This window comes from Tenacibaculum sp. SG-28 (assembly GCF_002954385.1).
GTDB lineage: Bacteria > Bacteroidota > Bacteroidia > Flavobacteriales > Flavobacteriaceae > Polaribacter.
Map to the genome: position 1 here is coordinate 489,365 of NZ_MQVY01000001.1, position 15,937 is coordinate 505,301.

Annotated in this window: 14 protein-coding genes and 1 pseudogene; 13 read left to right on the forward strand and 2 right to left on the reverse strand. The window is 34.8% G+C overall.

The features are described 5' to 3' along the window. The first annotated feature begins 266 nt into the window (after positions 1–266). From pfkA to gap (BSU00_RS02195), 3 genes are all read left to right on the forward strand, one after another. Positions 267–1,253: a 6-phosphofructokinase gene (pfkA, locus tag BSU00_RS02185; RefSeq protein WP_105002932.1), complete on the forward strand. Its 987-nt coding sequence runs from the start codon at positions 267–269 to the stop codon at positions 1,251–1,253. Between the two features lie 15 nt (positions 1,254–1,268). After that, positions 1,269–2,264 (forward strand): type I glyceraldehyde-3-phosphate dehydrogenase, encoded by a 996-nt coding sequence (gap, locus tag BSU00_RS02190; RefSeq protein ID WP_105002933.1) that lies wholly within the window; start codon positions 1,269–1,271, stop codon positions 2,262–2,264. A 146-nt stretch (positions 2,265–2,410) separates the two neighbouring features. Next, entirely contained in the window at positions 2,411–3,403 is a 993-nt protein-coding gene (gene gap, locus BSU00_RS02195) for a type I glyceraldehyde-3-phosphate dehydrogenase (protein ID WP_105002934.1), read from the forward strand. A 176-nt stretch (positions 3,404–3,579) separates the two neighbouring features. Here the strand turns inward: gap (BSU00_RS02195) and BSU00_RS02200 are convergent, their stop codons facing one another. Together BSU00_RS02200 and BSU00_RS02205 are read right to left on the reverse strand one after the other, a co-directional pair. Next, on the reverse strand, positions 3,580–3,960 hold the full coding sequence (locus tag BSU00_RS02200) for a Rid family detoxifying hydrolase (RefSeq protein WP_105002935.1): 381 nt from the start codon (positions 3,958–3,960) through the stop codon (positions 3,580–3,582). A 13-nt stretch (positions 3,961–3,973) separates the two neighbouring features. Next, positions 3,974–6,095 (reverse strand): annotated as a pseudogene (locus BSU00_RS02205) (putative LPS assembly protein LptD). Between the two features lie 664 nt (positions 6,096–6,759). Between BSU00_RS02205 and BSU00_RS02210 the strand changes: the two are divergent. The 10 genes from BSU00_RS02210 to BSU00_RS02250 all read left to right on the forward strand — a co-directional run bounded on the left by BSU00_RS02210 (position 6,760) and on the right by BSU00_RS02250 (position 15,932). Continuing rightward, complete coding sequence (locus BSU00_RS02210) at positions 6,760–7,965, forward strand: N-acetylmuramoyl-L-alanine amidase (RefSeq protein ID WP_105002936.1); 1,206 nt, start codon at positions 6,760–6,762, stop codon at positions 7,963–7,965. A 75-nt stretch (positions 7,966–8,040) separates the two neighbouring features. Further along, positions 8,041–8,445, forward strand: a complete 405-nt coding sequence (locus BSU00_RS13090) for an MlaD family protein (protein WP_233188550.1) — start codon at positions 8,041–8,043, stop codon at positions 8,443–8,445. Between the two features lie 41 nt (positions 8,446–8,486). Beyond that, positions 8,487–8,996, forward strand: coding sequence for a hypothetical protein (locus BSU00_RS13095; protein WP_233188551.1), 510 nt, complete (start codon positions 8,487–8,489; stop codon positions 8,994–8,996). A gap of 267 nt (positions 8,997–9,263) precedes the next feature. Next, on the forward strand, positions 9,264–10,580 hold the full coding sequence (locus tag BSU00_RS02220; RefSeq protein WP_105002937.1) for a (Fe-S)-binding protein: 1,317 nt from the start codon (positions 9,264–9,266) through the stop codon (positions 10,578–10,580). Between the two features lie 54 nt (positions 10,581–10,634). Next, the gene (locus BSU00_RS02225; protein WP_105002938.1) at positions 10,635–11,414 is read left to right on the forward strand and encodes a (Fe-S)-binding protein; all 780 of its coding nucleotides are present in this window, start codon (positions 10,635–10,637) and stop codon (positions 11,412–11,414) included. Positions 11,415–11,630: 216 nt separating this feature from the next. Continuing rightward, entirely contained in the window at positions 11,631–12,578 is a 948-nt protein-coding gene (gene menA, locus BSU00_RS02230; protein ID WP_369820240.1) for a 1,4-dihydroxy-2-naphthoate octaprenyltransferase, read from the forward strand. A 129-nt stretch (positions 12,579–12,707) separates the two neighbouring features. Then, positions 12,708–13,385 (forward strand): metal-dependent hydrolase, encoded by a 678-nt coding sequence (locus BSU00_RS02235; RefSeq protein WP_105002940.1) that lies wholly within the window; start codon positions 12,708–12,710, stop codon positions 13,383–13,385. A gap of 23 nt (positions 13,386–13,408) precedes the next feature. Continuing rightward, positions 13,409–13,924, forward strand: a complete 516-nt coding sequence (locus BSU00_RS02240) for an SRPBCC family protein (RefSeq protein ID WP_105002941.1) — start codon at positions 13,409–13,411, stop codon at positions 13,922–13,924. After that, positions 13,924–14,961, forward strand: coding sequence for an o-succinylbenzoate synthase (locus BSU00_RS02245; protein ID WP_105002942.1), 1,038 nt, complete (start codon positions 13,924–13,926; stop codon positions 14,959–14,961). Before BSU00_RS02240 ends, BSU00_RS02245 begins: the two co-directional genes overlap by 1 nt. Positions 14,962–14,966: 5 nt before the next feature. After that, entirely contained in the window at positions 14,967–15,932 is a 966-nt protein-coding gene (locus BSU00_RS02250) for a CPBP family intramembrane glutamic endopeptidase (protein WP_105002943.1), read from the forward strand. Positions 15,933–15,937 lie beyond the last annotated feature (5 nt).

Genomic DNA, 15,937 nt, shown 5'->3' on the forward strand with positions numbered 1-15,937 from the left:
ATGCTCTAGAGGCTACTTGTTGTTATTATCTCGCCCTCAATAAACTCGCAAGAAAAAGTAACTTTTTTTTAAGTAGTATTTTTTATTCTTAGAAGAAGCGTATTAATTTCTATGGTATTCTTTTTCTAATATAAGAGATGCTATCCTTTATTTTAAAAGCATTAGAATCATTCAAAAACCACTATTTTAGTAGGTTGAAACCGAAAACGATTTCGTTTTTTTTAAAATTATCAAGCCAAAAATTAATTAGATTTGAAACATAAATTATGATAAAAAGTATAAAAAAAATAGCAGTAATGACCTCTGGAGGAGATGCTCCAGGAATGAATGCAGCAATTCGTTCTGTCGTAAGAACCTGTGCCTATTACCAAATTGAATGTATCGGTATTTATAGAGGATATCAAGGAATGATTGAAGCGGATTTCGTTACCATGACCGCAAGAAGTGTAAATAATATTATACACAAAGGAGGTACCATATTAAAATCAGCAAGGTCAAAAGAATTTAGAACTGCGGAGGGAAGAAAGAAAGCGCATGCTAATTTAATAAAGCATAATATAGACGCTTTGGTTGTAATTGGAGGCGATGGCTCTTTTACAGGTAGTGTTGTGTTTAATAATGAATACGGCTTTCCTGCAGTTGGTATCCCTGGGACTATTGACAATGATATATACGGAACCTCTCATACACTAGGCTACGATACTGCCTTAAATACCGCTATGGATGCCATAGATAAAATTAGAGATACAGCTTCCTCACACAATAGACTGTTTTTTGTGGAAGTTATGGGAAGAGATGCAGGATTTATCGCATTAAATGTAGGTGTCGGAGCAGGAGCTGAGGAGATTTTGATTCCTGAGGAAGATTTAGGTTTAGAGCGAATGTTAGAATCGCTAAAGAAAAGTAAGAGTTCCGGAAAATCTTCAAGTATAGTAGTCGTGGCAGAAGGAGATAAATCTGGTAAGAATGTATACCAACTAGCTAATTATGTTGAGGAAAATATGGACGAGTACGAGGTACGAGTTTCTGTTTTAGGGCATATGCAAAGAGGCGGATCACCATCTTGTTTTGATAGAGTTTTAGCTAGTAGGTTAGGGGTAAAGGCAGTAGAACTTTTACTAGAAGGAAAAACTAATTTAATGGTTGGTTTACAAAATAACGAAGTAATTGCAACAGATTTAGAAAAAGCAATTAAAGGAAATAACGATATTGATATGGAGCTGCTCAGAGTCTCTGATATCATGACCACATAAAACTAAAATAATATTATGATTAAAATTGGGATTAACGGATTTGGTAGAATAGGAAGATTAGCACTAAGGTCTGCTGTACAAAGAGATAATGTACAAGTAGTGGCGATAAACGATCTACTAGATGTAGATTATTTGGCCTACATGTTAAAACACGATTCGGTTCACGGTGCATTTGATGGAACTGTAGAGGTAAAAAATAACAGTTTAGTAGTTAATGGAAATGAAATTAGAGTTTCTGCGGAACGCAATCCTGAAAATCTTAAATGGGATGAGGTAGGTGCCACCTATGTTTTAGAGTGTACTGGCTTTTATACTTCGAAAGAAAAAGCAGCATTACATATTGCTGGAGGAGCAAAAAAAGTAGTAATCTCTGCTCCATCTCCAGATGCGCCAATGTTTGTTATGGGTGTAAATAATAAAGAGTTAAAAAAATCGGATACAATTTTTTCTAACGCATCGTGTACTACAAATTGTTTGTCGCCAATAGCAAAAGTATTGCATGATAATTTTGGTATAGAAGAAGGTTTAATGACAACGGTGCATGCTAGTACTTCTACACAAAGAACCGTTGATGGGCCATCTCTTAAAGATTGGCGAGGAGGAAGAGCTTCCCTTCATAATATTATTCCATCCTCTACGGGAGCAGCAAAAGCAGTAGGAAAGGTAATTCCTGCTTTAGATGGAAAACTAACTGGTATGGCTTTTAGAGTACCAACAATGGATGTCTCGGTAGTGGATCTAACCGTGAAACTCGAGAAAAAAGCAACCTACGAAGATATTAAAGCTGCTATGCATAAAGCTTCTGAAGAAGAAATGAAAGGAGTTTTAGGGTATACGGAAGAACTCGTTGTTTCTCAAGATTTTGTTGGAGATACACGAACTTCTATATTTGATGCCAAAGCAGGAATTGCCTTGAACGATAATTTTGTAAAAGTAGTTTCTTGGTATGACAATGAAATAGGCTATTCGTCTAAAATAGTTGATTTGGTAGAATATTCTGCTTCACTATAACATATATACTAATATTTGTTAAAAACTGATAGGAATCCTTTTCCTATCAGTTTTTTATTTTTTTAAGTTTTATATTTGTATAGCAATAGAGAAGGATGTAAAATTCCACTCGGCGTATAAAAAAATACGAGGAAAATTTAGAAAGAATGATAAAAATTGGAATAAACGGTTTTGGTAGAATAGGAAGAATAGCGCTGCGTTCTGCGATGAAGAATGAAGGCGTAGAGATAGTCGCCATCAATGATCTTTTGGATGTTGATTATTTAGCATATCTATTGCGCTACGATTCTGTGCACGGTCGTTTTGAAGGAACTGTAGTAGTAGAAGATGGAAGCCTAGTAGTAAATGGGAAAAAAATACGGGTTACTGCAGAAAAAGACCCAAGTAAGTTAAATTGGGAACAAGTAGGTGCAGAATATGTTATTGAATCTACTGGTTTTTTTACCACCAAAGAAAAAGCTAGTTTGCACTTAAAGGGAGGCGCAAAAAAGGTAGTTATATCTGCACCTTCCAAAGATGTAAATATGTATGTTATGGGGGTTAATCACACCAGTGTAACGAAAGAGGAAAATATTATATCCAATGCGTCGTGCACTACCAATTGTCTTGCACCACTTACTAAAGTACTGCATGATAATTTTGGTTTAAAAGAAGGTTTAATGACCACCGTTCATGCAGCTACATCCACTCAAAATGTAGTAGATGGACCAAATAAAAAATGGAGGCGAGGTAGAACTGTTGTTAATAATATAATTCCTACAAGTACTGGTGCTGCGGATGCAGTTACGAAAGTTATACCAGCATTAAAAGGTAAACTTACAGGCTTAGCCGTTCGAGTACCCGTTCCAGATGTTTCTCTGGTAGATCTTACTTTTCGAACAGAAAAAGCCACTTCTCTAAAAGAGATACTAGAAACGTTAAAACATGCTTCTGAAAATGATTATAAAGGTATCATAGGGTATACCGAAGATGAGGTTGTTTCCCAAGATTTTGTTTCTGAACCACGAACCTCAGTTATTGATGCAGATGCTTGTTTAGAGCTTAATCAAAATTTTTTTAAGGTTATTTCCTGGTATGATAATGAATTTGGTTATGCCACTAAAATCATCGATTTGATTGTATATTCGGCGGCTTTATAATTTATATAACTAGTTCTTCGTAGCATTAAAAATAAATATCCAAAAGCTTTATACAAAAACTAGAAGGCTTACATCAGGAAAATCTATAATTATGTAACATAATTCATAACTAATAGCAATTAAAAAAAGTCAAGTTTATTTAATAGTAAGCTCGACTTTTTCGCTTAATTTATAGATTACTTTACTGCAATCATACTTATTTCAACGTTTACAAACTTTGGTAAATTAGCGACTTCTACAGTTTCTCTTGCAGGGGCGGTTTCTTCTTTAAAGTAGGTTCCGTATACTTCATTAATTTTAGCGAAGTTATGCATGTCAGAAATAAATATGGAAGTTTTAATGACATGTTCAAAAGTCATGTCAGCTGCGGCCAAAACTTCTTTCATATTCTCCATCACTTGTTTGGTTTCTGTTTCTATGGAATCTAGAACTAATTCTCCTGTGACAGGGTCTAAAGCAATTTGTCCGGAGGTATACAGTGTATTTCCGCTTAAAACTGCTTGGTTATATGGCCCAATAGGTTGTGGTGCTTTACTAGTTTGGATTATTGTTTTCATACGGTACATGTTTTTAAAATAAAACTCGATCTGGTGGTTTGTTTTTATCCCATTTCAGGTCACTTAATACTCCAGATTTTACCCCAATAAAAAAGTAATATGCAGAGTTTACACCAAAGGGTGTCCAGTTAAAATTAAAACGCCAACTATCTAAATCTCTTGAAAAATTTAGTCGTGTAAATGTAAAGGCGTTATCTTTTAAATCGTAACCAGAAGAGAATCCAACTTTCCATTTGGGAGAAAGTTCAATATCTCCACTGAACATTAAAGAATTATTCGTAACCTGACTTTCAAGACCATTGTTTGTATAATTCATTGCGTATACAAGATTCAAGGTCCATGGAATCTTTATTTTGTATAATTTTGCGACTTTTGTTCCAGATTCATTTTTTGCATTACTTGTACCTGGCTGTAAACCATTCGTTACTCCCATGTTTTGACCGAATACATCTGGTGTGTTTTGAGCACCATTTCCTGTACTTTTTTTCTTGTTTTTGTCGTCTTTTTGGAAATCTTTACTCGAAATGGAGTAATTCGCAGATACCCCTAAATTGGTTAATCTTAAAAGTCCGGTATTAAATTTGTTTATTCTTTCTCCTTGGCTATTTATTTGGTACGGATCTAAAGTTGCATTCATATTTACAGCGAGCTTGTCTTTAAAAAGCCTTGTTCCGGCACTAGCACTTACGGGACTCCAATTCAAACTATCGGCTGCAATGTTGTAATTGGTACTAAAATTTAAGTTGTTTAAAATGGTAATCTTTTCATCCTCTTCATCGCTGTCTGGATCTTTTGGAGCCACTTTTGCCTCAAGTACGTTGTTTACGGAGATACCGATTGAGTTGGAAATACCACTTCCAGGTGTTCCATAAATACCTCCTTCAAAAGGGGAGTAGGTAATAAGATCATTTGGGTCATTACTTTGTTGCACTTGCAAGTTGTATTGGTCTGCAAAATTAGGACGATATCCATACGATATGGTTGGTCGTACGGTGTGTCTGATAGCTTTTAATCGTCCTTTTTTAAACGCAAAGTCACCGTATACCGTGGTAGAAAGTGACGCGCCAACATTGTATTGGTTAAATCTTGTAAATCCCCGAATTGTGTCGTTTACAATTGTACCGAGGTTACCTGTGCTTTGATTAATTGTTTCGGGTTCAAATCGCTTATTAATTTTTTGAAAGTACCAAGTATCTGTATAATTAATCGAGGGAGCTAGTGTAAAGAATTTTAGAACTTTAACATTTGTGTTTGTACTAGCAGTATGTTGTATACCAGATTTTGCATTTTGAAACATGATAGGTTTAAAAAATTCTTCATCTGTTGTATTGATACGATATTCTCCTTTCAAATTGTAATTGAGGCCAATTTTTTGAATTGGATTATTTTGCACTCCTCCTTTCCCTGCAAAAGGATATATTCGATCCATATTTAATTGCAATGAGGGAAGCGTCATTGTAATACTATTGTTGTTAGTGTTTTGTTGGTGCGTAGCAGTCACATTAATGTTAAAAGGCGTACCCACAAACTTTTTATAGTAAGAAACAGAGGAGGCCAGTGTATTTGTGAGGCGTTGTGAATTATTAAATTCGTTCAGCGACTGGTTGTAGTATTGGCTACTTCCTAAATTAACCGATGCAGAAAACCGTGAATTAGGACTTGCTTTAGTATCTTGACTGTGATTCCATCGAATGTTAAAGTTAGAGGATTTACTGTAGTCACTGAGTCCTCTAATGCCCTCTGTAATGCCTTCAAATCTTATGTTAAAAGAGCCGCTAGATTTATAACGAAACCTGTAATTAGAATCAAATCGAACACCCCAACTCCCGTTGGTGTATAAATCTCCCAATACTGTTAAGTCTATATAGTCATTAATGGCAAAATAATACCCTCCGTTTTGCAGAAAAAAACCTCTGCTATTACTATCACCCCAGGAAGATAATAAATCCTGAAGAACGTTTGTCCGTTAAAGGAAAATATGCAAATGGCAGTATTAGAGGAGTTGGTACATCCGCAAGTACAAGGTTACTCGCTCCGACGATAATCTTTTTTCCAGGAACGAGTTTGGCTTTGTTGGTCGCTATATAATAATCAGGATTTTTCTTTTGTGATGTTGTAAATCGCAATTTACGCATGTAGATGGTAGAATCGTTTACACGTTTAGTTTTTTCTCCATAGGTTATAATGCCACTTTGCTCTGTTTTGACTCCATAAACAAGTGCTTTTTTGGTTTTAAAATTAAACAAAATAGAATCTTGTTCGCTTTCTATTCCACCTTGGTTAAAAATAGGTCGCTGCTGGTAACCAAGACTGTCTTTAATCCCTTTTGCATAAACGGTATTATTTTTATAATCTACGATAATTATACCCGCTTTTAAAGTAATATCAGTATAGGTCACATTGGCATTGTTGTACAGGGTAAGCGTTTGGTTTCTGGTGTTCGATATGGTATAATCTTCAGCGTCGTGTGTGATGATACCGTCAATCACCTCCTTTGGTAGGATAGAATCCTGTACAATTGAGTCTTTATTTTGTTCTATTTTCCCTTCTTTATAAGCGTTAAAAATAGAATCTTTATCTGTTTTAACCGGCTGTTTAATTACAGCTTTCTGAGAGGGAACTTTTGATTTTCCAAAATCTTGCGCCTGCAATGTAGGTAGAAAGAACACAAAGATTAGGAAAAGGATATATGTAAGATTTGCTCGCAATATATTAAATACTATTTTTGTGATAAATTCTGATTTTGGCTTCTTCTTTGCAAAAGTTAAATTAAAAGTCAAAATTACTTAAAAATTATGGATGAAAAACTTAAAATTCAGCAAATATTATAAAGAACAAATCTGTTATTTCCTCATAGTGTTCCTTTCAGTTTTTTGTACTGCTGATTTTTCTTTTGCGCAAGGTACGTACAAGGTAGTTATAGATGCTGGGCATGGCGGAAAAGATCCGGGTAATCTTGGAAATGGTTATCGAGAAAAAGATATCGCTCTAAGAGTAGCTTTAGACGTGGGAAAAGAATTGTCAAAAAATAAAGATATTAACGTGTTGTTTACACGTAAAAAAGATGTCTTTGTCGAGTTGCACAAAAGAGCAGATATTGCCAATAGTTCTAAGGCAGATTTATTTGTCTCTATTCATTGTGATGGATACTCTAAAGAAGGACCTCACGGTGCAGGAACTTTTGTTTTGGGGCTGCGTGGAAACAATAAAAATTTAGAGATAGCCAAACGAGAAAATGCCTCTATTTTATACGAAGATAATTATAAAGAAAATTATGATTACGATCCTAATTCTCCAGAATCACTAATAGGTTTGTCTTTGTTGCAAGAAGAAAATTTAGATTACAGTTTATTAATTGCAGGATTAATACAAACTAATTTTACCGCACTAAAAAGATTCGATAGAAAGGTTAAACAAGATAATTTTTTAGTGCTTCGCGAAACGATAATGCCGAGTGTTCTTGTGGAGTTAGGATTTTTAACTAACAAGGCTGAAGGTAGGTTTTTAAACACCAGAAGTGGTCAGTTAAAAATGGCTAAAGCTGTTGCGAAGGCTATTGAAAAGTACATACGACAATTACAATTAAATAGAGTTACAGATGCAAATGCAACCGAAAAAGTGATAACCCAAGCTGCCTTGCCCAAAAAAGTTACGCCAAAAAAGAAGGTAGCCAATCCTAGCGTTGTAAAAAAAGTAGGTTCCTTAAAAGAAGAAGTTTCCGCCACAGTTTTAAAGGGGAATGAAAAGGAGGTGTATTTTAGAGTTCAAATTGCTGCGGCTAGAAATAAATTAACAACAAATAACTTTAATTTTAGGGGTTTGCAAAATATCGAATCGCTCCAAATTGATGGCTATTACAAATATTATTACGGTAAAACTTCTGTATATGAAGAGGTTAGAAGGATGATGTATCATGCAAGAGAGGTCGGGCACAAAGACGCCTTTGTGGTCGCCTTTAAAAATGGCGTAAAAATTTCTGTGAAGGATGCTTTAAAAATGCAATAATTTAGATGAATTCTACGTATATACTACCAAAAATAATTAGTATTTTCGCTTAATATATTAGAAAATGTATTTTGCATGACTAGGGAATTAAAAACAGGAATTGTAGCAGTTGTTATTATAGCGTTATTTATATGGGGTTACAATTTTCTTAAAGGGCAAGATATATTTAGCGCAAACTCGCGATATTTTTATGTAGAGTATAACGATATCAGTGGTTTGAACGTGGCAAGCACTGTAACCATAAATGGATTAAAAGTTGGAAAGGTAGATGAGATATTACTGAGTTCTAATCCGTCTAAAAAAGGACAACTTTTAGTCAAGATTACAATTAACAGTGATTTTAAGTTCACTAAAAATAGTGTTGCTAAAATCTACCCTGCTAGTTTGATGGGAGGCAAAAACATAGCAATCATTCCAAGTTATACAGGTGTTGAAGCAGTTTCTGGAGATTATTTAAACGGAGAAGTTGAAGCGATTTAATAGCTTCTATAAGTAACCAAATTACGCCTAAATTAGAAAGTATGATTGTTAGCGTAGATTCTTTAGTAACAAGTATTAACGACGTTCTCGATAAAGAACAAAGAGAAAGTCTCAAGAAAAGTATTACTGGTTTAGAAGCAACAATAGCCAATATTAATACTTCTGTAGGTTCTGTTAAAAATCTTTTAGCGGATAGCAAAGAGGACATTAAAGCAACTACTACGAATACAAAGAAAATAACAGAAAATTTTGCGCAATTTTCGGAGGAATTAAATAATGCTAACCTCGGTAATTCTGTCAAGAAACTAGAAGCTGCTCTCGCAAGTGTAGATACTTTGATGACAGATATTAAAAACGGTAAAGGTACATTAGGTAAATTAGCAACAGACGAACAACTATATACAAACTTAACTAAATCAACCAAAGAGCTTGAAGAACTGCTCCGAGAAATGAAATTGAACCCGAAAAGGTTCGTTCATTTTTCTCTTTTTGGAAAACGAGCAGCACCTTATAATGAGGAAACAAATAAAAAGAATGTAAGTAATCAATAAATGAGTTAAACTCAAGACATATTAAAATTTTAAAACGGTGTTATAAAAGTTTCGTAATTTATTTACCTAACCAATACTAGTTTAGAATAGTATGCATTGTTTTTAAGCTTGCTAGTGCGTTGAAGTTATATAGTAATATTTCAATTACTAATTTTGGTAGATGAGATATCTTAGTATTTCTTTCATGCCTACTTCAGTAAAAGTCTGTGTCTCTCAAAATATTGATATTTAAGCGTTAACAAAACAATAGAAAACAAATAGACAAAAATGGAGAATTACCTACCGAACATCTTTTTTGCAATATTATTAGTTGCAGGAATTGGATATTTCGTTATGAATGTGAAAAAGTTGATACGAAATATCAAACTTGGAAAAGACATAGACAGAAATGATAGAAAACCAGAGCGTTGGAAGAATATGGCTAAGATTGCTTTGGGACAATACAAAATGGTCACCAGACCATTATCCGGTTTTTTACATGTTATAGTCTACGTTGGCTTTATCTTAATAAACATCGAATTGTTAGAAATTGTTATTGATGGTTTATTTGGTACCCATAGAATTTTTCAACCCATTCTCGGAAATGCTATTTACGGTTTTTTAATAGGTACTTTTGAAGTATTAGCCTTTTTAGTACTTGCCGCGGTTATCGTTTTTTGGTTGCGTAGAAATGTCGAAAAAATCAAACGTTTTTGGAGTAAAGAAATGCAAGGCTGGCCAAAGAATGATGGAAACATCATTTTATATTTTGAAATCGTACTAATGTCGCTATTTTTAATTATGAATGCTACAGACGTTCCGTTTCAACAAGCGGGTGCAGGTAATATAATCTCTCAATTTGTAGCGCCTTGGTTTAACAGTTTTTCTACCGAAGAGTTACACACCATTGAAAAAACAGCTTGGTGGTTGCACATTGTTGGTATTTTAATATTCCTAAATTACTTGTATTATTCGAAACATTTACACATTTTATTGGCCTTTCCAAACACATATTTTGCAAATTTAAAACCAAAAGGTCAGTTTACCAATGTAGATGCAGTAACTAAGGAGGTACAAATGATGATGGATCCAAACGCAGATCCTTATGCAATGCCTGAAGAAGGAGCAGAGGAAGAGGAGCCAGAAAAGTTCGGTGCTTCGGATGCCACAGATTTAAATTGGGTGCAATTGATGAACGCTTATACGTGTACAGAATGTGGAAGGTGTACTTCTTCTTGTCCTGCAAATTTAACAGGGAAAGAACTTTCTCCACGAGCCATTATGATGAAAACTCGTGATCGCGTAGAGGAAATAGGTAAAAATATAGATGCGAATGGAGGAACGTTTGTTCCCGATGGGAAACAACTTTTAGACGATTACATTACCAGAGAAGAGTTGTGGGCATGTACCAGCTGTAATGCATGTGTACAAGAGTGTCCTATAGGAATTGATCCACTTTCAATTATCATGGAAATGCGTAGGTATTTGGTTATGGAAGAATCTGCAGCACCACAAGAATTAAATATGATGATGACAAACATAGAAAATAATGGTGCACCATGGCAGTACAGCCAAATGGATAGGCTAAATTGGAAAGACGAATAGATAAAGATTTTCACGATTTAAAAAATATACGTAACAAAACTAAACATAGAAATTATGAACGTACCAACAATGGCAGAAATGATGGCCCAAGGAAAGCAACCAGAAGTGTTGTTTTGGGTGGGGGCTGCAGGAAGTTACGATGACAGGGCTAAAAAAATATCAAAGGCTTTTGTTAAAATCTTACACAAAGCAAACGTGGATTTTGCCGTACTAGGAACAGAAGAAAGTTCCACAGGAGACGCCGCAAAAAGAGCAGGGAATGAGTTTTTATTTCAGATGCAAGCAATGACTAATATTGAGGTCTTGAATGCGTATGAGGTTAAAACCATTGTAACCTGTGATCCACATTCGTATAACACGCTTAAAAATGAATATCCTGGTTTGGGAGGTGTTTACAAAGTTTACCACCACACACAATATATTAGTAAACTCATTCAGGAAAAGCGTTTGGATATTGATGATTCGATACTCAAAAACAAGAGGCTTACGTATCACGATCCTTGCTATCTTGGTCGTGCAAATGACGTGTACGAAACTCCTAGAGATCTGATTCGAAGACTCGGTGTTAAGATGACTGAAATGAAACGAAATAAAACAACAGCGCTTTGCTGTGGAGCAGGAGGAGCACAAATGTTTAAGGAGCCGGAGAAGGGCAATAAAGACATAAATATTCTCAGAACAGAGGATGCCTTAGAAACAAAGCCCCAGATTATAGCAACAGGGTGTCCGTACTGTAATACTATGATGACGGACGGCGTAAAGTTTAAAGAACAAGAAGATCAAATCGTAGTTAAAGATATAGCAGAATTGATTGCAGAGGCAAATAGCTTATAATCTTACATATAATTATTTTTCAAAAAGTGTAATGGTCGTTTTCATTACACTTTTTTTATGAAATTATAGGATTTGTTTATTATTTTATTTCTCTAAAATGTCTTTTTTTCGATAATAAAAATGTGCGATTTTACCCGCTACAATAGCCTATATTATCCTTAAATTTACTTCTAGTTTCTCCCTTTTATAAGTATCTTTGGAAGATAGAATATTTTTATGAAAAATTACATAAAAGCTGCTCGCTTAAGAACATTACCCTTGTCTATATCAGGGATTTTAGTTGGAAGCTCTCTAGGTTTAGTAGATGTAAATAGAGAATATTTAGGTAGTTTACAAAGTCTTGGGATTTGCGCAGGTGTAACACCAATATACAAATCAACTATATTTTGGCTAGCTATTTTTACCACTATAGGCTTTCAAGTACTCTCCAATTTTGCAAATGATTATGGTGACGGTGTAAAAGGAACCGATGATAATAGAAATGGTGAGTTACGAATGGTTTCCTCTGGAGCTATAAGTCCCCGGCAAATGAAAGTTGCAATGCAGATTACCGCAATTCTTAGCTTGTGTAGTGCAATATCATTAATTTACGTGGCTTTTGGAAAAACCAACTTCGGATATTCCCTAATTTTTTTCGGTATAGGCATAGCGGCAGTAGTAGCTGCAATTACATATACGGTTGGAAAATCTGCATACGGATATAGTGGTTTTGGTGATCTTTTTGTCTTTTTGTTTTTTGGATTAGTCGCTGTTTTAGGAACGTATTTTTTGTTTACAAAAAAAATAAATTTCTTTATTTTTCTTCCTGCTTTTTCTGTTGGCTTATTAAGCACTGCCGTTTTAAACCTTAACAATATGAGAGATCGTGTAAATGACGCGAAAGTTGGGAAGAATACATTAGTAGTTAAAATAGGTAGTGAATTCGCCAAGTATTACCATTATTATTTGATTGGAGCGTCTCTTCTTTTTGCTTTATTATACACTATTTTACGTTATTCCTCTCCCTACCAGTTTTTATTTTTAATAGCCTATATACCATTATTTAAGCATGTTTTATTTGTAATGCGCAACACAGAAGAACCTCTGTTAGACGGTGAATTGAAGAAAGTAGCTTTGAGTACTTTTGTTTTTGCTTTACTTTTTGGAATTGGGCAAACAATATAATCTGCCAGGAAATGTTTTATAGCTAGAATTTGAATAGTAAATTTGTAAAGTAGATTGGTTTAAATCTTACCTTAGACCAGAAATAGAATTAACTATTGCATGCGATGCAGTGCACAAAACAACTAAATTATGAAGATTACTTTTTATGGCCATGCGTGTTTTGGTTTTGAAATTAATGGAAAGCACATTGTTATAGACCCATTTATATCGGGTAACCCCAAAGCTTCCCATATTGTATTGGATGAAATCAAAGCAGACTATATTTTACTAACACATGCACATCAAGACCATGTTTTAGACGTGGAAGTTTTGGCGGAAAGAACCGGAGCTGTAATTGTATCGAACTTCGAGATTGTGGGGTATTACAATGCTAAAGATTTGAAGGGGCATCCTTTAAACCACGGAGGTACCTTTGCAACGGAATCTTTTTCAGCGAAGTATGTTACAGCAGTACACACATCTTCTTTTGCAGACGGAACTTATGGAGGCGAACCAGGAGGTTTTGTAATTTCAACCAAAGACCAAGCTGTCTACATAGCAGGAGATACGGCATTAACCATGGATATGAAATTAATTCCGATGCAAACCAAATTGGCCGCCTCAATTTTACCGATAGGAGATACTTTTACCATGGGTGTTGACGATGCAATTCTAGCTTCTGATTTTGTAGCTTGTTCTAAAGTAGTAGGCTGTCATTACGATACCTTTCCTCCAATAGAGATTGATACAGACGAAGCGAGAAATAAATTTGAAAGTCAGGGAAAAGAACTTTTGTTGCCAGAAATTGGCGAAACAATTGTATTATAAGTAGCCAAACAGATTTTCGTTAGATGAAGAGAGTAAAGATTATTTTAGGTATTATCATTGTTTTTTCCCTTGCATTTTTTTCCATTGGTTTGTTTGTTCCAGAGATTAATTACTCTAAAGAAATTCAAATTGATAAACCTCTTGAAGAAGTTTTTGGGTTATTTAGTAACCAGCAATTAGCATCCGAATGGATGCCCGAAATACAATCGGTAACTACAGTTAAAACAACACCAGAAGTCACTGGAAGTATTTTTAATCTCGTGGTTAAAGATCAAGGAAAAGAGGTTTCTTTTGAACAAAAAATTCTCGATTTTGAGGTTAATAAGAAAATTGTCTTGTTTTCTATGGTAGGAGGTTTGGTAAAAAGGGATGCATATACCTTTATCGCAAAAGATTCGAGAACTATTCTAAAGCTAAATGCCAACTTCAAGAGCAGTAATTATATTCTTGGCTGTATGTTCCCATTTGTAAAAGGAAGATTAGAAAAACAAGACCTAGGATATTTACAAAATTTTAAAAACTATGTAGAATCTAAATAATGATGAAAGCATCGTACAAAAGACACCTATTGCAATTCAAACAAGCAAGTGGAACTTCTAGGGGTGTATTAAGAACTAAGGAAACTTGGTTTATACAAATAGAAGGTACCAATGGAATTGGTATAGGCGAATGCGGTTTATTTAGAGGTCTTAGTATCGATGACAGACCAAATTATGAGGAAAAACTCCAATGGGTTTGTGAAAATATAAACCACGAATTATCTTTTCTCCTCAACGAATTATTAGAATATCCATCGATTCAATTTGGTGTTGAACAAGCTTTTTTAAGTTTGCAAAGCACGAGCCCTTTTCAGTTGTTTTCTTCAGACTTTTCAAATGGGAAGGATGTTATCCCTATAAATGGTCTTGTATGGATGGGGGATAAAGCATTTATGCAGCAACAGATAAAGCATAAATTAGCCAAAGGTTTTACTACTATTAAAATGAAAATTGGTGCCATTGATTTTGAAACGGAATTTGCACTTCTCAAGGCTATTCGAAGAGAATTTACAGCTAAAGACATCACGCTTCGAGTAGACGCTAACGGGGCGTTTACACCAAAAGAAGCGCTAGAAAAGTTACATAAATTAGCAGCATTAGATATACATTCTATCGAACAACCTATACGACAAGGGCAATGGCAAGAGATGGCTTTACTGTGTGAACAATCGCCCTTACCTATTGCCTTAGATGAAGAATTAATAGGAATATTTAGTTACGCGCAAAAAGTAAATTGTATCGCTACAATTCGGCCGCAATTTATTATATTAAAACCGAGTTTAGTTGGTGGTTTTACCGGTAGCAAAGAATGGATTTCTATCGCAGACCAATACCGTGCAGGAAATTGGATTACGAGTGCCCTAGAGAGTAATGTAGGATTAAATGCTATTGCGCAATGGACGTACACGCTAAAAAACCCATTACCACAAGGTTTAGGTACTGGAAGCCTTTTTACCAATAATATTTCGAGTCCTTTGGAAGTTACCAATGGAAATTTACAATACAATTCCAACGCAGCTTGGAACTTTAATCTATAAAAATTATGAACTTTATCCAACAAGCATACAAAGGAAACAACCAATGGTATATATACGTATTTGTACTCTTTATGGTGTTTTTTGGTTGGCAGTTTATCGGAGCATTGCCATTGTTGGGCTTGGCAGGTTTATACGCTAATAATACGCAAGAATTTATGCTAGCAGCGAACGATAATTTTACCTCACTTGGCATCGATAAAAATCTGTATTTATTTGTTGTTATTTTAATGTTTGTTTTTGCTTTGGCATTCTTGTATATCGGCGTAAAATTTATACATAAAAGAGCATTTAAAACGGTTGTTACAAGTAGAGAGCGTATCGACTGGAGTCGCTTTTTTAATGGTTTTGTAACTTGGGGGCTTGTATCTGCTGTTACTATTGGATTAGGAATAGCTTTTACCCCAGAGCACTATGTGTGGAATTTTCATCCAATTCCATTCATTATCCTGGTATTTGTTTCTTTTCTATTTTTACCCCTGCAAACAAGCTTTGAGGAGTTGTTTTTTAGGGGGTATTTAATGCAAGGAATTGGCGTATTAGTGAAAAACAGATGGTTTCCGTTGCTAATTACTTCTGTTATTTTTGGTTTGTTACATGGAGCAAATCCAGAAATTGAAAAATTGGGATATATTGCGATGGTTTTTTACATAGGAACTGGTTTATTTTTTGGTATTATTACCTTAATGGATGAGGGCTTAGAGCTTGCCATGGGATTGCATGCTATTAATAACATAATGGCTGCATTTTTAGTAACTACCAATTGGACAGTTTTTCAAACGGATGCTCTTTTTATTGATGTTTCAGAACCCTCGGTTGGGTTGGAAATGTTCTTGCCTGTATTTGTACTTTATCCATTGTTATTGCTTTATTTCTCTAAAAAATATAGTTGGAAAAACTGGAAAGAGAAACTTACAGGTAATATTACAAAGCCAATACTAAGTCCCTCCGAAGAGACACAAGCAATCAAATAGTACGA